The sequence below is a fragment of the Pseudanabaena sp. BC1403 genome (assembly GCF_002914585.1).
Taxonomy (GTDB): Bacteria; Cyanobacteriota; Cyanobacteriia; order Pseudanabaenales; family Pseudanabaenaceae; genus Pseudanabaena.
The window spans coordinates 1-25,494 of record NZ_PDDM01000020.1; the positions used below are offsets into that span (position 1 = coordinate 1).

Sequence of the window (25,494 nt, forward strand, 5' to 3'; positions counted from 1 at the left end):
GAATTTAATTCTTCCCCCTTTTTAAGGGGGATTGAGGGGGATCTCTTAGAGCTTTTGACCGCAGAAAGTAATTCTTAAATGGTTTCTTAAATACCAAAGCACCAAATGGCTACGCCATTTGGTGCTTTTAAAACCCTTACTGGGTTTGGTTTTTAATTCACAACTAAAAGTACTAGAATCAACTTAGTTAGATCGTCAAACTAAGTTAAAGCCTAATGACTAATGCCAACCTGCCCCGCCGTGAAAGTTTAGTCAATCGCTTGATTTTTGGGCTGACCACTAGTATTTCACTACTAGCCACAGCCACATTGATCTTGTTGCTGCATATCCAACAAGGCACACCTGAACTAGAATCCTTTACTACATGGCTAGCGATCGTGATTCTATCAACGGGATTGGGTTCTGGGCTATTTGTCGCTCTCTCGATTGTGCGGAGCATACAGCCGCCACTGACAGAGCTAGCTGAAACTGCCGAAGAAATAACTACTGGCAATTTGTCAGCGCGATCGCAATTAAATCGAGCTGATGAAATTGGGGAATTTGCCAAGGTATTTAATCGTATGGCGGCGCATCTCGAAAGCAAAACCGCCACCTTAGAAGCCCGTGATATTCAGTTTGCGCTACAGTCCCTCGATCGCGTTTTAGTCAACACTACCGATCAATACAAATTAATCAAGGCAAGTTTAGAAGAAATTTGTAAACTTACGGGCGCACAACTCGGTAGCATTTACCTTTGGGAAATGCCAACCTCACGTCCTGACGGATGTCTAATATTAGCTGCCGAATGGGGCTATAAAACTAGTCAAGCATTAACGGAAATCACCCTTGGCGAAGGCATTGTTGGTCAAGCTGGACAACTACAAGAAGCGATTATTTGGGAAGGCGATCGCCTCAAAGGACAAACTCTGGTTTATCGGACTCCTGTGGGAGATTTATTACCTCAAAGCCTCTCGGCTTACCCTCTGATGCTCAGAAGCAGTCTTGTGGGAGTGCTGTTTTTGGGAAGTCTTACCCCGCTTTCAGATCGTGGGTGCAATATTCTTCAATCCATTGGTCGTCGCCTTGCTACAGCAATTAGCAATGCCCAGAGTATTGAAACGATCGCGCGTCAGCGTGAGGAACTAACTACTGTTTTTGAGCAGCTTGCCGATGGCGTATTACTAAGCGATCCAGCAGGACGGATTCTCAAAATCAATTCCGCAGGGCGTAAAATCCTCAGCTTTAATGCCGTAAATGCAGGTGTAGCCGCATCACCAGTAATTGCGAAATCCATGGAAGAGATTGTTAAACAGTTTGACATCAGACATCAGGATGGCGAACCTGTGGACTTAGCCAATCTGGTGGTTTTTCGCGCCATGTCCACAGGGGAAGTTGTGGAAGATCAAGTGGTTTTACGTCCGCCTGAGGGCAATGAAATCATTCTCAGTACTAAAGCTGCACCGTTGGTTGGTACTGAATCAGAACTGATTGGCAGTGTGATGATTTTACGAGATGTCACGGAGCAGCGTTATCGCGATAAGGTGCTGCAAGAGACAAATAAAATCATGATCGAGCAGCAAAAGCGAATGAGTATTTTGCAACGTCTCACTAACTTAATTAACCAGCAGTTGCAAGATCTTGATGTTCTCTTGGAGTCAGTGGTGGAGGCAACTTGTGATGCGATTATGTGGGCAGATATATGTGTGATTGCTCTCTACAATCCTAAAGAGAATCGACTAACGCTATCAGCCGCAAAAGGCTTGCCAGAGAATTTCCCACTGCAAGAATCCTTTGCTTTGGAGGCTCAAAATCTGATTGCACAGGTATTTAAAGAAGGAATTCCCATCGAGATTAAGGCAGGGGAATCACATCTCATTGAGGATCTACCAGTTAAGAGTGCTTTGTGTGTGCCCATTGAGTCTAGTCGTTCTGGACGCTTGGGAGTATTAGCGATCGGGCATGTCCAGTTAGAGCGAGCCAGTTCCCGTGAAGATTTGAATCTATTGGCTTCTTTTGGAGTGCAAGCTGCGATCGCGATCGGCAATGCTCAATTAATTAACCAAATCGAAGCTCAAAATGCTCAATTATTGGAAGCAACCCAGCTTAAGAGTCAGTTCTTGGCGAATATGAGTCATGAACTACGCACACCGATGAACGCGATTATTGGGTTTTCTCAAGTGCTATTGCGTCAACGCCTTGACACGCTCTCATCAAGCCAAGTTGACATGGTGGAGAGAATCCTACGCAATGGCAAAAATCTACTGGATTTGATTAACGATATTCTCGACCTGTCAAAAATTGAAGCAGGTAAGATGGAAGCTCATCCAGAAATTTTTAACCTTGACGAATTAATTCACCATACCTGTGAAAGCCTACAACCACTAGCCACCATCAAATCTCTCAATTTTATATTTGAAAATCATATTGGTACTTGTGCGATCTATCATGACTCGATTCGGATAAAGCAGGTGATTACCAACTTAGTTTCTAATGCGATTAAATTCACGGATGATGGCGAAGTTTGTGTGGAGCTAACATATGCGAAAATACCAAATACAGGTATAGAAATGTCTGCATCTGAGATAACTACAGATTCCATTAATCCATCTAGCGAAGAAGTGCAGATTTCTCCTTTCGCAACATCAAATATTCTCATCTCTGTGCGCGACACAGGTATTGGTATTGAGCCTGAGTTCCAGCGCACAATTTTTGAACAATTCCGTCAAGTCGATCAATCCTCCACAAGAAAACATGGCGGAACTGGGCTAGGTTTAGCGATTACCGAGCAGCTTGTTTTGTTAATGGGTGGCACAATTTCTGTAGAAAGTGTAGTTAATCAAGGCTCAACATTTACAGTCGAATTACCTCCACGATTAAAAGACATAGAAATTACATAGTAAAAATCAAGGCAATTCATTATTGCTTCATTATCAGTTCATAGTTCGCTCATTATCAGTTCATAGTTCATTCATTATCTGTAATCTAGCTTCAGTAAGGCTTTTACTGCTTTTTATTTACTCTCAAATGCATAATAATTCTCTCTCTATGATTTACAATGGAATCTAAATCATAGAGAGAATTAAGAGATTGCTGCAAGCTTTTACAGCCAGTTTATTGCTAATTACGATTTCGGAATTAGGGGATAAAACTTTTTTTATCGCTGTGATTTTATCGATGCGCTACAACCACCGCATCGTGTTTTCGTCAGTGCTAGCTGCACTGGCTTTGATGACAGTATTATCGGTTCTGCTAGGACAAGCTGTCTCGCTATTACCAAAGGTTTATACTCACTATGGAGCGATCGCCTTATTTTTGATTTTCGGTGTCAAGCTAATTGTCGATGCAGTACGAATGTCTCCTAATTCAACTGAGGAAGTCGTAAAGGAAGCCGAGGAAACTGTTGCAGGACAAACCCCACAAACTTCTATTCCCGTTTTTGGCAAGATTTTAGCGCGTTATCCACAAATCGGCGTTTGGGTACAGGCTTTTGTGATGACTTTCTTGGCAGAATGGGGCGATCGCACGCAAATTAGTACGATCGCGTTAGCGGCGGCAAATGATCCGATTTTTGTAACCCTTGGGGCAATTTTGGGACATGGAATCTGCACAGTGATCGCCGTGATTGGCGGTCGTTTAGTGGCGGGGAGGATCTCTGAACGGGTAATTACAGGAATTGGCGGCGTTCTGTTTCTAGTTTTTGGGGTAACTGCTTTCTTTCAAGCTTAAAAAAAATCGGCACTGAGTGCCGATTTTTTCTAGCTTCCTTCTACCTTACTGCGATATTCACTAGCCGACATAGTGCCAGCTAGTTCGCCTGCATCTTCGATATTTACTTTGAGCAACCATGATGCGCCATAAGGATCATTACCAATGATTTCAGGGTCATCGACTAGAGATGTATTAGATTCCATTACTGTACCAGTTACGGGTGAATAGATATCTTCTACCGCTTTGACCGACTCAATTGTGCCGAAGGTTTGACCTTTTTCTACCCTTGTCCCCACTTCAGGAAGATCGAGAAACACAATATCACCGAGTTGATCGATCGCAAAAGCCGTAATTCCTACTGTGGCGGTGTCATCTTCCAGCCGAATATATTCGTGGGAGTTAGTGTATTTCAAGTCATCAGGATATTCAAACATCTGGCTATTTTCCCTTTTTCTATCTTGATTATTGTAGACAAAAGAGAGGAGCGCTTTGCGCTCCTCTCTATAAATTATTTGGTTTGCTCTGCGATCGCCTCAATTTCATCGACTGGCTCACGTTTAGAAAATCCCCAGATAAAAACTAGTCCGATGCAAGTCAGCATCAACCACTCGGGAGGAACTAAGCTATCAGAAAATACTTTGATAAATAGACGTAAACCTACAAGTAACACGATCAAATAGCCTGCCGATTCAAGGTGTGTAAATTCTGCTAACCACTTGATAAATAGTCCTGCTAGAAAGCGTAATGTGATAATTCCCGCGACACCACCAATCAGCACTAGCCAAGTCTCTTGAGCGACTGCCACTGCTGCGGTCACACTATCAAGGGAAAAAGCCAAGTCTGTTAATGAGACCAGAGCGACAACTTGCCATAATTTATCTGCCATCCGCACTGGATGCTGTGCATCATGACCTGCTTGGGACTTTTCCAAGAAAAATTTTCCTGATAGCCACAGCAGATATACCGAGCCAGCTAGTTCAAATTGCCAATATTTAATTACCCATGTTGCCGTAAAGATCAATACCACCCGCAATACAAATGCCCCAATTAAGCCGTAACGTAGCGCCCATTCTTCTTGCTTAGGGTCTGGTAAACTACGCACGATCGCAGCAAGGGCGATCGCATTATCCGCAGACAGAATTGCCTCTAGCAGAATTAGTACTCCCAAAATTGGAATGACTTCGGGGCGAAATGACAAACCATTTGTCTCTAGAAACTGCTCGAACATTCAATACTATCCATAACAAAACATTAACAAATACTACAAGTATACAAAATCATCAGACCATCAACTATAACTGTCGTCACATAAAACCTAAAAGAGTGTTGCGGCGCGAAGCGCCGCAACACTCTTTTAGGTTTTATTTCTTAACATGACTGGCGACAACAACTAAAAGTAATGCAGATGCTTTGCACCTTCATTACTTTTAGTTTTTTGTTACATTTTGCGGTGTTGCATAGAGGGCGCGTATGATAATTATTAAAGAGGGATTGCCAAATTTAGGTACTTTTTTATGAAGTCAACAGCCTTTACTCACTCCGTGACTGCGATCGCTAGCGCCTTTGTGGCTAGCTTTATGACAATGGGCATAGCCTCAAGCGTCCAAGCGCAAAATGCTGGACATCTCCAAGAACTTTTGGCTCATCGTACTTGTCAGCGATGCGAGCTAAGTGGCATTGCTGCCAATGGGGTCAATTTACGTGAATCATTCCTTGATGTTGCCGATCTGCGCAAAAGCTCTCTCTCTGGGGCAACTTTGGCTTTTAGCACCATGTATTATGCTGATTTTCGTGGCGCAGATCTCAGCAACTCCGATCTGCGAAATACTTTCTTGATTCATAGCGATTTGATTCAAGTAAATTTGTCTGGGGCAAATGCTCGTAATAGTCGCTGGAAATATGCTGATTTAACCGAAGCGAATTTGCAAAACTCTAACTTGATTGATATCGAGTTGGTTTATGCCAAGCTCAACGGCGCTAATCTAGCTAATGCCTCTTTGCGCAACGCAAGCTTATATGGTGCAGATTTGACTGGCGCAAATCTCAAGGGTGCGGATTTGTATCGTGCTGACCTCACCAATGCCAATGTAACCAATGTAGATCTAAGTCAAGCTAATCTTTGCCGTGCAACCATGCCCGACGGCAAAGTTTCGATGCAAGGCTGTATGCAGTTTTAAGGATTGCGCTAGATCCCCCAGCCCCCCTTAAAAAGGGGGGAGAATTAAATTCTTCCCCCTTTTTAAGGGGGATTGAGGGGGTTCTCTTGGAGCTTTTGACGTAGAAAGTACTTGTTAGAGAGTTTTTAATGACGATCGCATCACCATCAAATCAAGCGCCTGATCAAGTGCGTTGGCTCCAAGTATGGGGCTTAGCATCAGTTCAGGGAGCAATGACTCTAACTTGGATCGCTTATGCGATCTATTTACCGCAGTTTATCGAACAGGTTTTTGGCTATCCAACCAGTCAAGCACAACAGTTTGCAGCGCTAATACTGGTAATCGAAAACGTGATCGCGGTAATTGTCGAGCCATTATTTGGTGGTCTGTCCGATCGCTGGCAGCGTTGGTATAGCACACGAATGCCCTTCATTGTTGCCACTGTGATTGCCTCGACGGCTTTATTTATTGGATTACCCTGTGTTGCCATCTTTGGTGGAGCCAACGAAATTACGCGCATACTGTTACTCAGCCTAGCGATACTCTGGGCGATCGTCATGGCATCTTTTCGGAGTCCAGTCATGTGCTTGCTTGGTATCTTTGCAGGGGCAACGAAATTACCACAGGCAGGCAGTGTTTTAACGCTAGTTGGTGGCTTTGTTGGGTCGATCAGACCTTTGGCGACGAAATTTATTTTGAGTCTGGGCGCACCTGCGACTTTTACGATCGCTTCAATTGTCCTGCTAGCAAGTGTGGCAGGATTGCGGAGTGCGATGATCTACATTCCTAAAAATCTCAATCCAGAATTAGAAAAATTAGAAAAAAATGAACCCTTACCAATCAGAGCTTGTTTGAGTAACTTAGCGATTGTCCTGTTGGTTGGTGCGGCGATCGGCTTAGGGCTGCGCTTGCTGATGAACGATGTGTTGCCACGGGCGATCAAAGCGGATGTTACAGGATTTACTGGTTTGTCTTTTGAGCTATTAATGGGAGCGGCACTGATTGCCCAAGGCTTGTTAGCTTTACTGACGGGTAGAGTCTCGAAGTTAATAGATAACAAACGCCTAATGATTATTAGTTTGGGCTGTATTGCCGCAGGATTAGGATTGTTATCAGTTGGCTATGGTGCGATCGCTACGATTATCATCATTCTATTTATGCTCACCTGCCTCAGTGCGGTCAACAATGGCATGATTGCTTTTGCTCTGACAATGGTTCCTAAATCCCTAAGTGGATTGACGGTGGGGATGTTCTTCGGAGGACTGTCGGGGGCGATCGCAGTTTTTGGTTATCTGGTTCCTAAACCTGCGGAGATGCTCTCAACGCCAAACGTGATTTTGTTAACGGCGATCGCCTTTCTTGCCGCAGGTGTGGGCATAGCATTAGGAGAGCGCATTACTGGCAAACTCGTTACTGATTAACTGCTGTGGCTTACCACGGGTTGCACCGATAATCCAATTCCCTAAAGCAGGAACCATTTGACATAGGCTCACGCCCATATTCGCTAGAGGAGGCTGGACAAAGCAATTATGCATGATTCTGCCGAGTTGCAAGCGCGTTTGAAATTCCTTACGCCATGCGATCGCATATTGTTGTTTAAAGGTGACAGCCGTGATTTGACGTTCCAGAAATTGACTCACAAAAGGAACCGCGATTTCCGCTGACCGCAATGCCATCGCCATACCGTCACCACACAGCGGCGTAATCATCCCTGCTGTATCGCCAATCATGCAAATATCATTGTGAAAGTTCTCTTTCAGCTCAAAGCTAATCTGGCTTAATCCTTGCAATGAAGTTGAAACTCTTTGCATATGGCGAAAGCGATCTGCTAATACAGGATTTTGGGCTAAGGATTCAGGAATATCTAATTCTGGATGCGTTGGCTCCTTCATCACCCGTTCATGGGCAATCCAACAAACATTTATTTCCCCTGTTTCGATCTGCGATAATCCGCAATAGCCGCTTGGGAAAGCATGTAATTCAATCACATCGGCTATATCTACACCTGTGAAATGTCCTTTGTAAGCAATCCAAGGCGATCGCTTTTGCACAAATGACCGATTAAGACTGCGATCGAGCGATGAACGTTTACCAAATGCACCCAATACGATCCGTCCAGAGAATTCTCCTTTAGTCGTATTCACCGTAAATCCTTCTGAGAGATTTCCTGTAACGCCTGTAACCTTGATGTTATCGATACAAGTTACATTCACCGCTTGCGCCCGTTGAAATAGCATCAAGTCTAGTTGATAGCGGCTTAGTCCTAATGCTGTGCTAGGGAGCTTACTGCGAAATGATGCACCGTTAGCAGTGGTCAAGTAAGCCCGATGAATTGGCTGAGCACCAATTTTATGCACCTGCTCTAGTATGCCCAGATGCTCAAATGCTGCGGTTACTTCAACGGATAGAAACTCGCCACAGAGTTTGTGCATTGGGTAATGACTTTGCTCTAGCAAAAGGACGCGGTAGCCAAGTTTTGCTAATTGAATGGCAGCGCTACAGCCCGACAGCCCTGCCCCGATCGCGATCGCATCGTAATTCATGTTTTGCCTTGACGGAGTTTCTCTATATATTGATGTTACGCGAATAAACCAAGAACTCAAGTTCTTAGCTAAAAGCGCAAGTCCACTGAAGTGGACTAAAGAATACTTTTCCGTAACCCGTTTCAACGGGTTTGAGCTTTTAGCCCGCACTTGAGTGCAGGGCTATATTGATGTTACGCGAATAAACCAAGAACTTGAGTTGGGGTTGCGATAAAGTTAAGCAATGTGCAAACTGCTGTAGAGGCAAAAATAATGGGTAAAGAAAAACGAGGTGATATTAGTAACAAAACTTGGACAGAAGTAGTAAAAGACTACGCTGGCAAAGACTTAGGCGAAAGAAAAAATTGGTATGGCTCCGTCGCTGAAGCCTATAATCGTGTCAGACCCCGATATCCACAACCTGTAATTGAACGAGCAATACAGCTTGCTCAGTTGCCCCCAAAAGCCAAAATTTTAGAATTAGGTTGTGGTCCCGCGATCGCAACAGTGCCACTTGCTCAGCTTGGCTTTTCGCTATTGAGTCTGGAGCCAAATCGAGAAGCTTCAGACTTAGCGAAACTCAATTGTGCAGAATATCCTAATGTCGAAGTTCAAAATCTAGCCTTTGAAGAATGGGAATTAAAACGCGATTACTTTGATGCAGTTCTAGCCGCAACATCTTGGCATTGGATCGATCCTGCGATCGCCTATGTCAAATCGGCAGCAGCATTGAAAGCAAAAGGCTCACTCATTTTGTTATGGAATACTCCACCACAATTAGATCAAGAAACTTATCAATTAGTTGATGAGATTTATGAGGTCTTAGCACCTTCTATCCCTCTATATCCCAGACATGAAGGCAGAGCCAATCATCAAGCAGATTTTATGAAGTTCAGTGAGATGATCAGTGATTCAGGATATTTTAAAAATGTCAATTATGAATCTGCAATTTATCAAGTCAACTATAGCCTTGATGACTATCTACTACTTTTGAGTACGCTTTCGCCATATATTGCTCTAGCTGAAGAAGTCAGAACTAGTCTATTTACAAAATTGAGAGAAGTCCTCCATAAAAATCATGGCGATCGCCTAAAGCTTTCTTTCATCTCCGCTTTTCACGTTGCCCATAAAATATAATCCATGCCGCAGTTTTCTAAATTACGCATCGCTTTACTCACTTATTCCACAAAACCTAGAGGGAGCGTGATCCATACCCTAGAACTTGCGGAAGCATTGCAAGCTTTAGGACATCAAGTATGTATCTATGCATTAGATAAAGATGGCTCAGGATTTGAGCGCCATTTGTCCTGCGAATTTCAACCAATTCTTGCGCAACCTGCATCACAGGAAATAGATCAACTAATTCAGCAACGCATTCAGGAATTTGTGGATTATTTGCAGAACTCGTCACTAGATTATGATATTTATCACGCTCAGGACTGCATCAGTGCCAATGCTTTGGCGATTTTGCGATCGCAAGGACTCATTCCCCACTTTGTGCGCACCATTCACCATATCGAAGATTACAATAGCCCTTACTTACAGGCTTGTCAGGATCGCTCAATTCGAGAAGCAGAGCTATGTTTATGCGTGAGTGAAGGCTGGCAAGCCCAAATTTATGAACATTACCAAATCCATGCGCCGCGAGTGATTAACGGTGTCAATTTGCAAAGATTTTCTAGCGATTGCAATGGTACAGAATCCCAAATCAGCCAAAAATTTGGTTTAAAATTGGGGTTAACAAATGCGCCGATTTATCTGACTGTGGGGGGGATTGAACCACGCAAGAATTCAATTAAGTTGATTCAAGCTTTTGCTCAGGTTCTAGCGGACTTTCCCAAGGCTCAGTTGGTGATTGCGGGAGGGGCAACATTATTTGACTATCAAGCCTATCGCGATCAATTTCTAGCGATCGCACAGGAACTAGATATTGCCAAATCCCTAATCATTACAGGAGTTCTCACTGATGCTGAATTACCTGCACTTTATCGTTGTGCTGATGCTTTTGTCTTTCCATCCGCCAAAGAGGGTTGGGGTTTGGTAATCATGGAAGCGATCGCATCGGGGCTACCAATCATCACTTCTAACTGTCCACCCTTTACCGAATTTTTATCTAATCAACAAGCTTTGCTGGTTAATCCTGACGATGTGGGTGCGATCGCTCAAGCAATGCGCTTAATTAGGCAATCTGATGTTAGTCAGGCTTTAGTGCAAGCTAGCCAGTCCATTTTGCCAAAATATACATGGGAAAATTCGGCACAGATGCATACAGCTCATTACAAAAAAATGCAAAAATTAGGTTAGGCGACGCGAAGAGCCGCCTAACCTAATTGTGATGGAGCTTTTATGCCTGAAGTTCGTTTTCAAATTGTTTGGCCAGATGAATCTCAAGATTCCTGCTATTCGCCATCTTTGATCGTCAAAGAATATTTCGCAGCAGATACCGAATACGACCTCGTGGATTTTGTTGAACGATCGCGTACTGCTCTAAATATTGCTAGCGATCGCGTTAAAGCCAAGTATGGATTTCCCTGTGGATTGGCTTTGGGACAGTTGCAAGAAATCGAGGCTAAGGCGGCGAAGTTCGCTCAGAACAAGCAACCCAAAGTGAAATTTATTAAATTTAACAATTAGGTTGCATTATGCACGGTATCTGATAAGATATAATTCCTAATAAATTTGGAGAGATGGCTGAGTGGACGAAAGCGGCAGATTGCTAATCTGTTGTACGGCAGGTAACTCCGTACCGAGGGTTCAAATCCCTCTCTCTCCGTTCACAGGACTGTCATAGAGCGATATGGTTAATAACCCTTCAAAGGATGTAGTTGGCGAAGCTCCAGAAGTCGATCCTAGTAAATTTAGTGCGTCAGATGTTGCTGCGATCGCTGATCGTTTAGAACGTGATGACTATGCCAATGCTTTTGAGAGCTTAAGTGATTGGCATATTTTGCGAGCACTAGCTTTTAAAGGCTCAGAGCTAGCCGAGCCATACCGCCATTTGTTAGATGTTGAATCATTTGACGAATGTTAAATATCTAAAAAAAGCAAAATAAAAGGCGATGCTTAGCATCGCCTTTTATTTTGCTTTTTTTACGCTACTCGTAGGGTGTGTTAGCGATAGCGCGACGCACCGTTTGTTTTTATTATGTGCGTTACGCTGACGCTAACACACCCTCCATTGAAAATAAAAAAGTGCGCCTAGCGCACTTTTTTTATGGTTGAGGGCTAGGACTCGGCGAGGCTGGTAGACCGTTAGTAAACTTTTCGGAAGCATTTTTGCTTTCGTAAATACAATCAACGGTGGGAGCTTTTTCTAGATCGCCTGTAAAGCCAAAGGTATTCATCCTGTCCTTACATTGACGAATATCTGATTCTTTAATCACATTTTTTTGTAAAAGCACGTTCCAGTTATTCGGCAAAACTACACATCCTGGGACAGGTTCAGCTTGGCTGATGAAAACGTTAAAAGGGTTGAGTGTGACATAGACACGGCTACTCATCACCATTGCCGATGCGCCATAGTTATTACAAAAATCACGGCTAGGGGCAAGGTTATCTAAACGAATCGCATCAACAGTACGCGGCGTAGGGTTGAGCGTAGACAGGGCAATACCAACACCAATACCGACCGCAAAAATCGCGCCTGCGATCGCCAGTTTGGTCGTTGTCCCGTTCGATCTTGGTTCAGTGGGAGGTGTATTCAGGGTTGAAGAATATCTACGTCTTGCCATAGATGTTAGGTAGGGTGATTCCTTAGATTAACCGAATGTGTTGAGATTTAGGAAGTTTTATAAAGTAAACCTCCCTAAAGTTAGATAATTGACACGCCTGCAAGGTCTAGAATCTCTGGAATCAAGTGTTCAGCTTTGATTGCCATGATATGAACGCCTTGGCAGATTTGCCGAGCTGTTTGGATTTGTTCGGCAGCGATCGCCATGCCTTCCTTTAAGGGTGATTTAGCTTGGGCTAGGCGGTCAATGATATGGTCAGGTATTTGTACCCCTGGTACAAACTTATTTAGAAATACAGCATTTTTGGCGGATTTAATTAAAAATATTCCCGCCAGAATTGGCTTGTCGGATTGATTGGCGATTTGATTGACAAATTTATCGAGGCGATCAAAATCGGTAATTAATTGACTTTGAAAAAATTGTGCCCCTGCATTAATCTTGCGCTCAAACCGCTTTTGTAAACCTGACCAACTGGGCGACTGCGGATCAACTGCGGCTCCTGCTAAAAAGTCTGTACCTTGATGAGGCAATGCTTTGCCGTTGGCATCAAATCCTTGATTAAGCTTTTGAATTAATTGTAATAATCGCACCGATTCATAGTCAAACACCGATCGCGCATCGGGTGAATCTCCAGCTTTTACGGGATCGCCCGTGAGCGCAAGAATATTGGTAATTCCTAACGCTGCCGCCCCAAATAAATCTCCTTGCAATGCAATCCGATTGCGATCGCGACAGGCAAGTTGACAAACAGTTTCGAGCCCGATCTGCTGCTGGATCAAGACTGATGCAGCGACGGGACTCATGCTCATCACCGCCCGACTAGAATCAGTAATATTTACAGCATGAACTCGCCCTTTGAGCGATCGCGTTTGTGCGAGCATATGGGTGGGGTCGCTGCCCTTGGGTGGCGATACCTCAGCCGTAATTAGAAATTCCTTATTGGCGATCGCCTTACGAAACTTATGAAAGGGTCGTTCAACTATTGGCTGGGGCGAATCGATCATGCGAAACAAAACTATTAGAAAATTTTAAGAATGACTGCATTTTAAACTATTGCGATCGCAAGCTAAGCCAAGAACTCAAGTTCTTGGCTAAAAGCGCAAGTCCACTGAAGTGGACTAAAGATTACTTCTACGCAATTAGTCGGGTGGGCAGTAATTAGTCGGGTGGGCAATGCCCATCTTGTTAATTTTATGCAACCCGTTTCAACGGGTTTGACCTTTTAGCCTGCACTTGAGTGCAAGGCTAATTTCATGCGAGTAATTGTTGAAATTCTGAAGTATCTCGAATTTTGGCAAAACTTTCATCGGTTTTAGCTTGTTCCTTTAGTTCCAAACTACTGTCATAAAGAATTGCTGATTTGAGATTGGCGATCGCTAAATCTAACTGGTTACGCTCGGCATAGCAGCAAGCTTTATTGTAAAAAGCTACAGAACGCTTAGGATCGATTCTGAGGATACGATCCAGAAAATCAATTGCTTCATCGAGTCGATTGAGTAAGCAAAGAATATAACTGTGGTAGTGAAGTGTATCTAATTCGCGCGGATCAATTTGCAGAGCGCGATCGCTACAGACAAGAGCATTCTCTAATCGATTTAATTTTATTAAAATCTTGGATTGAGATACCCAAGCAGAGATATTTCTTCTATCTATTTCTGTGACTTTTTGATAGGTATGTAAAGCCTCTTGCCAAGATTCGCTGCTTGTGAAGATCTCGGCTTTGACATTCCAAAAATAGACTGTATCTGGCTTGATCTCGATACCGCGATCGCAAGCCTCCAATACTCGCTCGTCATCTTGCAAATTATTTAATATCCATACTTTCAGTTGCCAAATATAAGCATTATGAGGATTGTCAAATAAAAGGCGATCGCATAAATCTAAAGCTTCTTCATTTCGACCAAGCTTGCCCAAGACGCGGATAGAGTTTTGCTGCACATCCAAGTCGTGAGGATGGGTGGAGAGGTATGCTTCCCAAATACTCCCTGCTGCTGCATAATCTTGGCGTTCATAAAGAATATCTGCCTTCAACAGCAAGGCTTTCTGGAAATCAGGCTGAATTGCGATCGCTTTTTCTACATCTTTCAAAGCTGCATCTAATTTTCTCGAACGCTGATGTGCTAAAGCGCTTTCATATAGAGCTTCATGTTTTTTAATCGTGAGCTTACGAATGACGATAAATATGACTAATATGGCTACAGCCATAGGCGTAGATGCTTGTTGGAATAATGTAAATCCTGTTCTGATGTAGTTTGGATCAATATCGAACAATCCCGTAAGCTGCATAATCGATCGAGAGAACTGCCTACTGAATGTGGGCAAAAACCAAAATAAAGCCAGAAAAATCGCAAATCCATATTTTTTTACAGGCTCTAGTTTTGCCCGCCAAGACAGCGGCAACCAAGGCTCGATCGCGCCATACCCATCTAGAGAAGGAATGGGTAGAAGATTAAGAATTACCGAAAATACTTCCAAATAAATAAGTATTGACAAGCCAAAGATGAACCAGTGCTTTGAGATTTCTGGCATGTACATATTAAAGAGAACGTCAGTAGATAATTGAGAAGCATATTTCAGTTGCATCAACTCATTAAGACTGACTGGAGATAGTTGACTAATACTAAATTTATAGATGGCTACTAGAATTAGCGCCGATACCAAGCTAGCAAATGGCCCCGCGATCGAAGTCAGGCTCAACCACATGCGGTTACGAATCTGACTAGAATTAATGTATACTGCCGCTCCTGGTAGTCCAATCCCTCCCATCAACAGAAAAATCATGGGCATAATCAGTGTCACCACAGGATCGACATATTTGAGTGGATTGAGTGTCAAATATCCTTTTGCTTTTACCGAAGTATCTCCCCCATAATAGGCTGCGATCGCATGTCCAAACTCATGCAAACACAATGACAATATCCATCCCAGAAAAACAAATACGGCAATCTCAATCATAGTTAAATTCTAATTTAAGGAGCAATTATTTGGGCAATACGACGGAGTGCAATTTACCATTTAGAGGGATTATTGGGATGCAGTTGGTCAACCTGCCATAAATTTGGGTTTGTTTGGATATACTGGCGAATCTTTTGTAATGATGTTTCATCGCGAATGATATGCTCGTGATAATTGCGCTGCCACACAGGAATTCCTGATGTATGACGAATCTGGTTAATGTGGCGAGCAGAGAATGTTTTAAATCCGCGAATAATTTCTGGGATTCCATGATTGTTCTCTGTTGCAAAATTCTTTGTAGGGGCGGTTTTTGCAGGAATTGAGATTGTGTAGGGGCGGGTTTTGCAGATAGATCCTGCATTCAGCACAAAATTATCAGCTAAACCCGCCCCCACGGTATCGTATAAATCTTTGTTATTAAGTGCAGAATTATCTGTTAAACCGTTTGTAGGGGCGGGTTTTGGAAATGGATTTTGGTTCTCAAGGATGAAATTGTCTGCTAAACCCGCCCCTACAGAATTGTCGTGATCCAGAGAAATATCATTGTTATCTATCAAAAATAGAATGCCGTGGACGTGGTTGGGCATTATGACAAATTCATCTAATTCCAATCTGGGATGGTATTTAGGTAAGTTTTGCCAATGGGTATAGACGATTTTTCCATATTGATTTAACTGCATTTCTCCATCACTAATTGTTCCAAATAGGCATTCTCGTTGAAAAGTACAAATGGTGATGAAATAACTGCCTACAGATGAATAGTCGTATCCTTTGAGCCGAATAGAGCGACGATGGTGTTTTTCGCGATCGTATTTCATGGCATTATCAAGATTGTGTAGGGACAGTTTTTGCAGATATCGAGATTGCGTAGGGGCGGGTTTCGCAGATAGATTTTGCTTTTAGTACAGAATTGTCAACTAAACCCGCCCCTACAATATTAACAATTAAACCCGTCCCTACAATACGGTTCCAACATCATTCCGAAACCGTTGCGATCGCCCAAAATATTATTATCTGCAATCCCCAAATCCTCGGTAGGGACGGGGTTTTGCGGAAAGTGATATTGATTGCGTAGGGGCGGGATTTGTAGATAGATTTTGCTTTAAGCATAAAATTGCCAACTAAACCCGCCCCTACAGTCCCCACAACACTTTTATTGTATCAAGGCTTGAAAGCGTGGATCGTGGCGGATATTGTCAAAATCTGATTCGGTCTTTGCTATTTCGCGACTTTCTTCAGGATTGAGTTGGATTGCTTTTTGGAGGTGCTAATGTATAGGGTATCAGGTTCGTCTTCTAACCCTTGTTCGTAGGATATAATCCCGTTCTCGAAATTCTCTTAGCATAGTTAATCGCCAAAAAAATTCGTCTTTGCCATAAGCTGCAAGTTCTCCTTCTGAAGTTCCTAAAATAAATTGAAGATGGTTTAGATAATAGTTATCGTTAGTTTTTATATCTTTAAATTGATTGTAAGCTTTAGAAGCTTCTTCGTATCTTCCCGATATACCTAGTGTAATAACTCGGTTGTACCATGTTTCTTGATCGTCAGGCTTGATTTCAAGAGCCTTATCGTAGAATTCGATTGCTTCTTCATATCTTCCTAAATTTCTTAATAAAACACCTTGTTTGAACAATATTTTGTAATCATCGGGTTTGATTTCAAGAGCTTTATCATAGGATTCGATTGCTTCTTCATATCTTCCTAAGTTAAATAGAGTATTGCTTCTATCACACAATACTTTGTAATCATTGGGTTTAATTTCAAGAGCTTTATTATAGGATTCGATCGCTTCTTCGTATCTTCCTAAATGGAATAGTGCATTTCCTCGATTGTTCCATATTTGATGATTATCAGTTTTGATGTCAAGAGCTTTGTCATAAAATATGATTGATTCTTCATGTCTTCCTAAGTTAAATAGCGCATTCCCTCGGCTATACAATACTTTGTGATCTTTAGGACTGATAGCAAGAGCGCGGTCATAGGAGATAATTGCTTTCTCATTTTTGCCTAAATTTGCTAAAGCAATACCTCGATTCTGCCACGCCTCATTATAGTCAGAGTTGATTGCTAAAGCACGATCATAAGCTCTGATAGCTTCCTGATATCTGCCTAAGTTAACTAGTGCATTACCTCGGCTATTACAAGCTTCGGGATAATCTGATCTGATAGAAAGAGCGTAGTCATAAGAGTTGATTGCCTCTTCGTATTCGTTTGCGGCAGCATGAATTAGTCCTTTTTCATACCATAGACTAGATCTTTCTTTATAATCAAGGTCTTCTTCAAGATAGGATTTGATTTTTGCTAATTTAGCAATTCGTTGTTCGGGAAGTTGTTCGCAATATTCTTGATAACTACCATCAAGATAAGCTAAATGATAAGATTCACGGCTTACTAATTCTCTTTCTGTAGGAAACTCATAGACATTAGACCGCCAGTCAAAAAAATCAGGAGCGCGGCGGATGAAATAGTTCAGAGCAAAATCGGGTAACAGGAATACAAAGCAGAGCTTAAAATTATCCCGAAACCTTTCGCGACTGAGATTCAAATGTCCTAGAATACGCGGTATTGATTCCCAATTCCCACCATAACCAGTCCCCTTACTGCGATCCAAAATCCCTAACTGTTCGCGATCTTCATATTGAAATAGCGACTCTTCCAAACCACGAATAAATAGAACATCAAAACTTTGTTCTTCGGTTAGATTTTCGACTAAATGATAGAGATTTTCCGTATTAGCGTCTAGATTAAGCACTTCAATTCGTTTTTGTGGCAAATCCTCTTTAATGCGTTCCACAATCTCCTCACCCTTGATAGGCGTACAACGCACAAACAACAAACTAAAACCCACCCCACGCTGAATCGCTCGCCGCAGGGCTTTGTAGGATGTCTCAGCATCGGGATGAATATCTGGTTCGATCGCTACATCTGGAGAATTCATATACTTGTTTTATGCTTTTATACTGGTAAATTCTTTAGCGCACTTTGAAACTGTTGAATCCCACGAATTAAAGGATGCACGTCATACCAAATCAGCAAATCCGCCTCACCATCTTCATTCGCACCCAAAAAGGCATATTGCAAAATGCATCGACTAAACAGTAATTTGCGATAGATCACCGCTTCACCGCTCAAAATATTGTCCCGCGATACCTGTGCTAATACTTTCCATTCCTTCTCATCTTCAACGGAGCGCCGATAGGTATCCCGCGTTCCCGTAATTGCCAGATCCACAGCCTCCTTCGTAAGCGGCAATTCGTCAATATAATCAAAAGCAGTTCGCACCAGCCGCAACAGATCGCGAACGTGACCACCACTCATCTCACACAACCGCAACAACACCGCCTCGCTCTCAAACACATCAGGAAAGAGCTTTGCCTCAGATGCATGACGATGAACTCGCTTGGCAATCAAATCCTGCAACTCCTGTCTACCTTCCTCATAGGGATTGCCATCAGGCGCATTGATCGAAGTAATCGGCAATACCGAAGGTTCGCGATCGTAGAGATTAGCCAGATCGTTCGCGCGAGAATAGGCGATAGAAATGGGAATTGTATAAATTACATGACAGCCCAAACCCCTCAACTGCTCAGCGCGGTCAATAAATATCTCTTCATGATTGGTGCGTCCATCTTCACGCCGAATTGGTACGACCCGATCCAAGTTATCCACAATCACCACTAGCTGTTCTTTGCCATCAGGGAGCTTTCTCTTTGCATCGGCAATAAACGCTTGCAATGTCTGTAGCAAAGTAACCGTATGAGCATTCAACTTATCGCGAATCTTTTGTCTTTCGCTAGGAATTGCTCGAATACTGGTAGATAGTTTGGCAAATAATTCTGATACATTGTTTGTTGCTTTTGCCCCAATTTCCAATTTCAGGTCATCAAACTTAATTTCTGTCAGAGCCAAATCAATTAAATCCTGCCAACGCGCCTCTAGCCAAGGCAAAAAGATGCGGCGATCAGCTTGCTTGAGATTTTCCAATAAATGCCGCGTACAAGCAATCAGAATATCCGTATACTGAGCATCTTCAGGATCGATATCTCCTTCATCCGCCGCAAAATAGACCACATGACACTTGCGTTCTTCTAAATATTTCTTTAACCGTAATAACTCAGTCGATTTTCCCGTACCGCGATGCCCTGCATATAGTTGTGCCAGAGGCTTATTCTGGCTACGCTCGATTTTGCGCCCCAAGTCCCGCTCGATTTTGGCATTACCCCGCGCCTTCTGAAAATCCACATAGAGATCTTGATCCTTCTCAGCATCTAGAGGCTGAAACGGGTCGAAAGCGTTATAAATCTGAGACAGCAGATCTTGAGACATGGGGGTAGATTGCGAGTGGATTTGACAGCATTATAGACCACCCGATTAATTACTGGGCAAGTCAACCATGCGATCGCAACTTTCAGCAATAGAACTAAACCAAGAACTCAAGTTCTTGGCTAAAAGCTAAAGTCCACTGAAGTGGACTAAAGAATACTTCTAATTAACCCGTTTCAACGGGTTTGAGCTTTTAGCCCGCACTTGAGTGCAGGGCTACTGCTAAGCAAAAATCAGCGATCGCTCTGCTGCGATTACTTCACCGATGCGGTTCGTTACAAAACCTTGAGATTGAAAATAGGCGATCGCATCATCTGCTTTAACAGGATCAACGACTACCGCCATGCCAATACCCATATTAAAAGTATTAAACATATCTAGTTCGGGAACTTCTCCCTCAGACTGGAGCCACTGAAACAGAGCAGGAATTTGCCAACTATTGCGGACAATTTGTACTGCTTGACCTTCACCGAGGCAACGCGGCAAGTTTTCGGGTAAACCGCCGCCTGTAATGTGTGCTAGTCCGTGAATACCGAAATTGGCTTTGAGCGCCGCCAAAACTGGCTTCACATAAATCTGAGTAGGCGTGAGAAATATTTCAGCTAAAGTTAAGTCCTGCGTATCAATTGAAATTTCTAACTTATCGCTCCAGCTATAGCCTTTGCTTTCGATAATCTTGCGAACAAGACTGTAGCCATTGCTATGCACACCCGAACTCGCTAAACCAATTACCACATCACCAATATTTACCTGAGTGCCATTAAGCATTTCTGACTTTTCGGCGATCGCTACACAAAAGCCCGCCGCGTCATACTCGCCCACACCATAGAAACCTGGCATCTCCGCTGTTTCGCCACCGAGTAAAGCACAACCTGCCATCTGACAACCATCGGCAATGCCCTTAACCACTTCAGCGAGTTGATCGGGTTCGAGTTTGCCAGTGGCTAAATAATCTAAGAAAAATAATGGCTCTGCGCCAGAGGTCAGCACATCATTCACGCACATCGCCACGAGATCGATGCCGATCGTGTCGTGTTTATTGGCTGCCTGAGCAATTTTTAGCTTTGTGCCAACACCGTCTGTACCTGAAACGAGAACGGGTTGCCGATAACCTGTGGGCAATTCAAAACAGCCCCCAAAACCACCAAGATCGCCTAGTACGCCTAGACGATGGGTTCGTGCAACAGAATCGCGAATTTTTTCAACGAAGGTACGACCTGCTTCGATGTCTACACCCGCTTGACGATAATCCAAAACCTCTAACTCCCAATCTGTTCAATTAAATTTCTAGAAACCATTTAAGACTTGACTCCCAGAGATCCCCCCAGCCCCCCTTAAAAAGGCGGGAGAATAAAATTATCTTCTTCCCCCTTTTTAAGGAGGATTGAGGGGGATCTCTTAGAGATTTGAATCTTAAAAAAACTATTGCTTGCCCAATTCCTCAGCACGACGGGTTGCAGCAAGCACGGCTTCTATCATAGCGGAACGTAAGCCCGCTTTTTCTAACTGGGCGATCGCAGCAATGGTTGTACCTGCGGGACTAGTGACTTGATCCTTAAGCTGAGCAGGATGTAGCTTAGTTTCACTTAATAATTGCGCTGTGCCTAAAACTGTTTGGGTGGCAAGCTGCATCGCGATCGCTCTCGGCAATCCCGCCGCCACACCACCATCTGCCATTGATTCGATCATGAGCGCAACGTAAGCGGGACCAGAACCAGACAAACCTGTCACAGCATTCATCAGCGACTCGGCAACTTCAACAACCGTACCGACCGCCTCAAAAATTTTTCGCACAGCATCAAGCTGCGCTGAAGTTACTAAAGCATTAGCAGCGATCGCGGTTACACCTGCACCTACCTGCGCTGGTGTATTTGGCATGGCTCGGATAATTGACTTAGAAGGAAACATCCCCTCTAACTGAGCCAAAGTTACACCAGCTAAAATTGACACAATACAAGGTGCAGGAGCATTCGCAAGACCAATTGCCGCCGCATTTAGCGACTGTGGCTTAACCGCTAGCAGCATAATCTCTGCATCGGCAGCCACCAAATTATTTGGCGTAACTTGCACGCCATACTTTTTTTCTAAGAGCGCACGACGCTCTGGCATCGGGTCACTGACGCAGACATCGGATGGCAGGTAAATATTACTAGCGACAAGGCGAGACAAAATTGCCTCACCCATTACACCGCCACCGATAATACTGAGTTGAGCTTTCAATGATTCACCAATAACCTAGATCTTATTGAGCGAAACGGCTAACTGGAGCTTCAGAAGCCCAAGCTGGAGCAGGAGCTGCGGTAGGACGTACTACGCGAGGCTGAGGCATTGGTGCTTCGTTCAATACTGAAGATTGTGATGAAACTTGAACGCAGGAAGGTGCAAACAGGAAGATGCTATCGCCAATGCGTTCTTGATGACCATCAAGGGCATAAGTACCACCAGCAACAAAGTCAACTGCACGTTGAGCTTGATCGGGGTCCATCATCGTCAAGTTCAGCACAACTGATTTGCGTTCACGCAATGCTTGGATTGCTTGAGGCATTTCTTCAAAGCTGCGAGGCTCCATCACCATTACTTGGGACAAACCATTTGCAGCGCCAGGCATACCAATTACATTGCTCATGTTTTCAGAAGTTGCTCTTAAAGCGGTGGGACGTTCACGGGTGCGGCGAGCTTGAGGCTCTTCAGGTTCTGGTGCGATCGCGCCATTATCTTCTTGATAAATGTCTTGGTATTCACGGCCAGAAGCTTCATCGTACTCATATTCGTACTCTTGAGCTTCAGACAAACCAACAAAATCCTTGAGCTTAGTAAAAATTCCCATCGTAATTAACTCCTAGTGTTTGCTCCTCAGTTTTGGCTTGGAAACCGAAACATCATACTTCTAGACTAGATGAGGAGTGCAATCTAATAAAGCAGTCTTAAACAATGTAAAGAGTTGCTTTGTCTAGTTGTGCTAAGTTGCCTTTTCTGTCCAAAACAGTATTGACAAAATATTTACTCGCAGACTGTAACCGATAACAGGCAAAAAAGCTAGATATGGTTATTAATTTTTTTTAATACGACAAAACACGACTTTTATTTGACAAAGCCTTGTAGCACATAGGGCTTAACTACTTAAGTAAACTAGTTACCTATGAAGAGTCCTTTTTGATATTTAACAAGTTTTTAATAATTAGGTAAACTTGTTTGCTACTAAGGACTTAGCTAAATCAATTTGTTTTTGCTAAGAGCGTCTATGTGAGTCTAAATGATGATAATTGCACAATGCGATATCACGATAAAAACTTAGTTTGACATTGTCTTTCTAATAGTTTTTCGTATTAATAATCACAAAAGACAAAAAACATAACTTCAAAATGGTTAGACATATCTTGAGTCAATACTGATTTTGGAATATCAGTATTTTTATTCTCAATTAAAGTGCTCTAGGATACAGAAATTGCAGAAATTTATTGTACTGCCATCGGTATATTCAAGCTTTGATTGTCAGGATTAGTGAAACCCTCAATGTAAATGAGAAAAACTGTTTGGCTTAGAACGCTAAACTTATAACAGGTTTGTGCATATCTGGCAAGAAAATCTAATATTCGTTAAGGCTAGGTTTGTCAGCCCTAACGAATTGCTTGCACCTAAAATTATTGAGCAAAAATTTGGCTGCCAACGCGAATGATCGAAGCACCTGCTTTGACCGCGATCGCATAGTCAGCCGACATCCCCATTGATAGCTCCTGAATATTATTCCAACCAAGCGATCGCAGTTTTTCGGCTAAGTTTGCCGCGCGATGAAAGACTTCATAGGCTTGAGACTCGTCTAAGCCAAGTGGCAAGATTGTCATTAGTCCCACGATATTGAGATTTTGTAATTTTTCTAGCCTTGGTAAATCAGCTAAGAGTTCTGATTCTGACCAACCCGATTTGTGAGGGTCTTCGGCAAGCTTAACCTGTAATAAAAGCTTAGGCGATTTACCAAGTTCGATGATTAGGCGATCGCATTGCTCTGCGAGACTAAAACGATCAATAGAATGTATCCAGTCAAATTGCGCGATCGCAGCTCTTGCCTTGTTACTTTGCAAAGAACCAATCATGTGCCAAGTGATATCGGTTAAATCCGCTAATTCTTGTTGCTTAATTTTTGCATCCTGTACCCGTGATTCCGCAAAGTCGCGCACATCTGCGGCATAGGCTGCGCGTATCGCCTCAGTAGTCGTATATTTGCTGACCGCAACGAGTTTTACCTGCGGCGGAATTTTGGCGCGAATTTGATTTAGGCGTTTTGCGATCGCATCAGAATTAACTTCAGACATGAAATGCTGCTGACAATTTTGGAGTAAGGATTTCGTTAAATTACTATAGCCTGAATATTTCTGATCAGATTGTCCAGTAGTGAGTACGATTGCCTCATGGTGACTATGCTAGGATTGAGTTTAGCGTAGCAAAAAGTATCTCAATGAGTTAACTATGCAAACAGTTGTTGATATTAGTACTCTAATTACACAAACTCATGGAATCTGTGGCGGTCGTCCCAGAATAGCGGGGACAAGAACAACTGTGCATACTATCGCAGTTGATTTTAACGCAGGTATGAAGGTAGAAGAAATTATTCAGCAAAGACCACATCTGAATCCAGCCCAGATATATGCTGCACTTGCTTATTATTACTCCAATAAAGAACTGATTGACTTAGAAATTTCTAATTACTATCAGGACTTTGCCTGTCTAGAAGCGAGTTACGCATATCAATGAGTCAAATCCACCTTTATTTTGATGAAGATGCTCTTCAAAGTGCCTTAGTATCAGCACTCAAAAATTCTAAGGTTGATGTTGTAACTGTTGCTGATGCAGCAAGGTTTAGTTTCTCAGACGAAGAGCAATTAATATGGGCAAAAGAACAGAGCCGAGTCGTATATAGCTTTAATATGGGAGACTTTCAGAACCTCCATCATGTTTTTATAGCAAAAGGTATAGAGCATAGTGGAATTATTCTCGCTCCACAACAACGTTACTCAATTGGAGAGCAACTTCGTGGTCTGTTAAAGCTAATAAGTCAAAAGTCTGCTGAAGATATGGTAAACCAATTGATTTTTCTTAGTGCTTATATTAAGGTTTGAAACGAGGGAAATAAGTACTTTTCTATAATTAGTAAATGATTTGCTGAATTAACCTTAAGCAAGGTTTGAAATATTCTGATAGAACTTTAGTCTTGAGAAACAATTAACAATTTAGGCTAGCTTAATTAAGCAACAAAGGTTATTGATAAATGTCTGAAGAAATTAAAAGTGGATTGAGTTCTACAGTTGGAGGAATCGTTAAAGATGTCGTATCCCCATCAGCCAAAATCATAGGTTCTTGGTTGGGAGATTCTTTGTCAGTTAATTACTCTCAATGGAGAGCAAAACAGGCCGCTAAAGTAGTAGAAGGGGCTGGAGAAATTCTTGCAGAATTAAACTTGAAGCCAACTATCTGTAAACCTAAAATATTGCTACCTTTGATAGAGCAAGCTTCTTTAGAAGAAGATGATGATCTAACTAAAAAGTGGATGGGACTTCTGGCATCTGCTGTAATAGGTGATTCTATACATCCTAGTTATTCCAAAATACTTTCTGAAATTATTCAAAGCGAAGCTAAGATTATTGACTATTTATATTCTCTAGAAATGGATTTAGATAAACTTCAAGAAGACAAGACTCCTGAAGGTAGAAAAAGCAAGCGTAATTTTTTAAAACAGTTTTGGCTAAAAAAAATCCAAGAATTTGTTGGTTTTAACGATGAAGAATTTTATCTGTCAATAGATAATTTGTTAAGGATTCGGCTATGTTATCATCCTGATGAAGAAGAAAGTTATGAAGTTGTAACTGAAACCTCTTTAGATGATGAGGAACTATCTGTAAACACTGAATCGATTACAAATATCTACGCTAACACTGAAGTTATTAGGCTCACAAGACTAGGAAAAAGCTTCGTAAAAGCTTGTCGTGGTTCTTCGTCTTGACTTAATGAATAAACTTGCCGCGAGCGGACGATGTATCAAATTCTTTTTTACTCGAATTTACTCACACCGCTAAATGGGATATTTCCCATGTTAGTTGAATAAATTGGTAACCATGAAATGTAGTT

The 25,494-nt window shown here is 42.5% G+C and carries 24 protein-coding genes and 1 tRNA gene; 12 read left to right on the plus strand and 13 right to left on the minus strand.

Going from position 1 to position 25,494, the window contains the following annotated elements; all coding sequences use genetic code 11:
* The first annotated feature begins 215 nt into the window (after nt 1–215).
* Nucleotides 216–2,876, plus strand: coding sequence for an ATP-binding protein (locus CQ839_RS16995; RefSeq protein ID WP_103669488.1), 2,661 nt, complete (start codon nt 216–218; stop codon nt 2,874–2,876).
* A gap of 190 nt (nt 2,877–3,066) precedes the next feature.
* On the plus strand, nt 3,067–3,705 hold the full coding sequence (locus CQ839_RS17000) for a TMEM165/GDT1 family protein (RefSeq protein ID WP_103669489.1): 639 nt from the start codon (nt 3,067–3,069) through the stop codon (nt 3,703–3,705).
* Nucleotides 3,706–3,734: 29 nt separating this feature from the next.
* On the opposite strand, the gene gcvH is transcribed toward CQ839_RS17000, so the two are convergent.
* A complete protein-coding gene (gene gcvH, locus CQ839_RS17005; protein ID WP_103669490.1) occupies nt 3,735–4,121 on the minus strand; it encodes a glycine cleavage system protein GcvH in 387 nt (128 codons plus the stop codon).
* 74 nt (nt 4,122–4,195) lie between these two features.
* A complete protein-coding gene (locus CQ839_RS17010) occupies nt 4,196–4,915 on the minus strand; it encodes a TerC family protein (protein ID WP_103669491.1) in 720 nt (239 codons plus the stop codon).
* A 286-nt stretch (nt 4,916–5,201) separates the two neighbouring features.
* On the opposite strand from CQ839_RS17010, the gene CQ839_RS17015 reads away from it, so the two are divergent.
* The gene (locus CQ839_RS17015) at nt 5,202–5,864 is read left to right on the plus strand and encodes a pentapeptide repeat-containing protein (protein WP_103669492.1); all 663 of its coding nucleotides are present in this window, start codon (nt 5,202–5,204) and stop codon (nt 5,862–5,864) included.
* A 128-nt stretch (nt 5,865–5,992) separates the two neighbouring features.
* Nucleotides 5,993–7,264, plus strand: a complete 1,272-nt coding sequence (locus CQ839_RS17020) for an MFS transporter (protein WP_103669493.1) — start codon at nt 5,993–5,995, stop codon at nt 7,262–7,264.
* Here CQ839_RS17020 and CQ839_RS17025 read toward each other — a convergent pair.
* Nucleotides 7,226–8,512, minus strand: a complete 1,287-nt coding sequence (locus CQ839_RS17025) for an NAD(P)/FAD-dependent oxidoreductase (RefSeq protein ID WP_258040771.1) — start codon at nt 8,510–8,512, stop codon at nt 7,226–7,228. The genes CQ839_RS17020 and CQ839_RS17025 overlap by 39 nt on opposite strands.
* A 126-nt stretch (nt 8,513–8,638) precedes the next feature.
* Between CQ839_RS17025 and CQ839_RS17030 the strand changes: the two genes are divergently transcribed.
* From CQ839_RS17030 to CQ839_RS17050, 5 genes are all read left to right on the plus strand, one after another.
* A complete protein-coding gene (locus tag CQ839_RS17030) occupies nt 8,639–9,502 on the plus strand; it encodes a class I SAM-dependent methyltransferase (protein WP_103669495.1) in 864 nt (287 codons plus the stop codon).
* Between the two features lie 3 nt (nt 9,503–9,505).
* Nucleotides 9,506–10,669, plus strand: a complete 1,164-nt coding sequence (locus CQ839_RS17035) for an MSMEG_0565 family glycosyltransferase (RefSeq protein ID WP_103669496.1) — start codon at nt 9,506–9,508, stop codon at nt 10,667–10,669.
* Between the two features lie 42 nt (nt 10,670–10,711).
* The gene (locus CQ839_RS17040) at nt 10,712–10,999 is read left to right on the plus strand and encodes an MSMEG_0570 family nitrogen starvation response protein (RefSeq protein ID WP_103669497.1); all 288 of its coding nucleotides are present in this window, start codon (nt 10,712–10,714) and stop codon (nt 10,997–10,999) included.
* A gap of 47 nt (nt 11,000–11,046) precedes the next feature.
* Nucleotides 11,047–11,138: transfer RNA gene (locus tag CQ839_RS17045), tRNA-Ser, on the plus strand.
* Nucleotides 11,139–11,162: 24 nt separating this feature from the next.
* Nucleotides 11,163–11,396 carry a DUF2555 domain-containing protein gene (locus tag CQ839_RS17050; RefSeq protein WP_103669498.1) on the plus strand — a complete coding sequence of 78 codons (234 nt, stop codon included), beginning with the start codon at nt 11,163–11,165 and terminating at the stop codon, nt 11,394–11,396.
* 181 nt (nt 11,397–11,577) lie between these two features.
* On the opposite strand, the gene CQ839_RS17055 is transcribed toward CQ839_RS17050, so the two are convergent.
* The 10 genes from CQ839_RS17055 to CQ839_RS17100 all read right to left on the minus strand — a co-directional run bounded on the left by CQ839_RS17055 (nt 11,578) and on the right by CQ839_RS17100 (nt 23,684).
* Complete coding sequence (locus tag CQ839_RS17055) at nt 11,578–12,096, minus strand: DUF3172 domain-containing protein (RefSeq protein ID WP_103669499.1); 519 nt, start codon at nt 12,094–12,096, stop codon at nt 11,578–11,580.
* A gap of 80 nt (nt 12,097–12,176) precedes the next feature.
* Nucleotides 12,177–13,100: a methylenetetrahydrofolate reductase gene (locus CQ839_RS17060; RefSeq protein ID WP_103669500.1), complete on the minus strand. Its 924-nt coding sequence runs from the start codon at nt 13,098–13,100 to the stop codon at nt 12,177–12,179.
* Nucleotides 13,101–13,347: 247 nt separating this feature from the next.
* Nucleotides 13,348–15,051 carry a tetratricopeptide repeat protein gene (locus tag CQ839_RS17065; protein ID WP_103669501.1) on the minus strand — a complete coding sequence of 568 codons (1,704 nt, stop codon included), beginning with the start codon at nt 15,049–15,051 and terminating at the stop codon, nt 13,348–13,350.
* Nucleotides 15,052–15,104: 53 nt separating this feature from the next.
* Nucleotides 15,105–15,869 (minus strand): transposase, encoded by a 765-nt coding sequence (locus tag CQ839_RS17070; RefSeq protein WP_103669502.1) that lies wholly within the window; start codon nt 15,867–15,869, stop codon nt 15,105–15,107.
* A 464-nt stretch (nt 15,870–16,333) separates the two neighbouring features.
* Nucleotides 16,334–17,989 (minus strand): tetratricopeptide repeat protein, encoded by a 1,656-nt coding sequence (locus tag CQ839_RS17075; protein WP_103669503.1) that lies wholly within the window; start codon nt 17,987–17,989, stop codon nt 16,334–16,336.
* A 17-nt stretch (nt 17,990–18,006) separates the two neighbouring features.
* Complete coding sequence (locus CQ839_RS17080; protein WP_103669504.1) at nt 18,007–19,377, minus strand: P-loop NTPase fold protein; 1,371 nt, start codon at nt 19,375–19,377, stop codon at nt 18,007–18,009.
* Nucleotides 19,378–19,596: 219 nt separating this feature from the next.
* Nucleotides 19,597–20,628, minus strand: a complete 1,032-nt coding sequence (gene purM, locus CQ839_RS17085; protein WP_103669505.1) for a phosphoribosylformylglycinamidine cyclo-ligase — start codon at nt 20,626–20,628, stop codon at nt 19,597–19,599.
* A gap of 168 nt (nt 20,629–20,796) precedes the next feature.
* A complete protein-coding gene (proC, locus tag CQ839_RS17090; RefSeq protein WP_103669506.1) occupies nt 20,797–21,594 on the minus strand; it encodes a pyrroline-5-carboxylate reductase in 798 nt (265 codons plus the stop codon).
* A gap of 22 nt (nt 21,595–21,616) precedes the next feature.
* On the minus strand, nt 21,617–22,201 hold the full coding sequence (locus CQ839_RS17095) for a cell division protein SepF (RefSeq protein WP_103669507.1): 585 nt from the start codon (nt 22,199–22,201) through the stop codon (nt 21,617–21,619).
* An 814-nt stretch (nt 22,202–23,015) separates the two neighbouring features.
* Complete coding sequence (locus CQ839_RS17100; RefSeq protein WP_103669508.1) at nt 23,016–23,684, minus strand: YggS family pyridoxal phosphate-dependent enzyme; 669 nt, start codon at nt 23,682–23,684, stop codon at nt 23,016–23,018.
* Between the two features lie 154 nt (nt 23,685–23,838).
* Between CQ839_RS17100 and CQ839_RS17105 the strand changes: the two genes are divergently transcribed.
* From CQ839_RS17105 to CQ839_RS17115, 3 genes are all read left to right on the plus strand, one after another.
* The gene (locus CQ839_RS17105; RefSeq protein WP_103669509.1) at nt 23,839–24,123 is read left to right on the plus strand and encodes a DUF433 domain-containing protein; all 285 of its coding nucleotides are present in this window, start codon (nt 23,839–23,841) and stop codon (nt 24,121–24,123) included.
* On the plus strand, nt 24,120–24,488 hold the full coding sequence (locus CQ839_RS17110) for a DUF5615 family PIN-like protein (protein ID WP_103669510.1): 369 nt from the start codon (nt 24,120–24,122) through the stop codon (nt 24,486–24,488). Before CQ839_RS17105 ends, CQ839_RS17110 begins: the two co-directional genes overlap by 4 nt.
* Before the next feature lie 149 nt (nt 24,489–24,637).
* A complete protein-coding gene (locus tag CQ839_RS17115) occupies nt 24,638–25,369 on the plus strand; it encodes an Abi-alpha family protein (RefSeq protein ID WP_103669511.1) in 732 nt (243 codons plus the stop codon).
* Nucleotides 25,370–25,494: the final 125 nt, after the last annotated feature.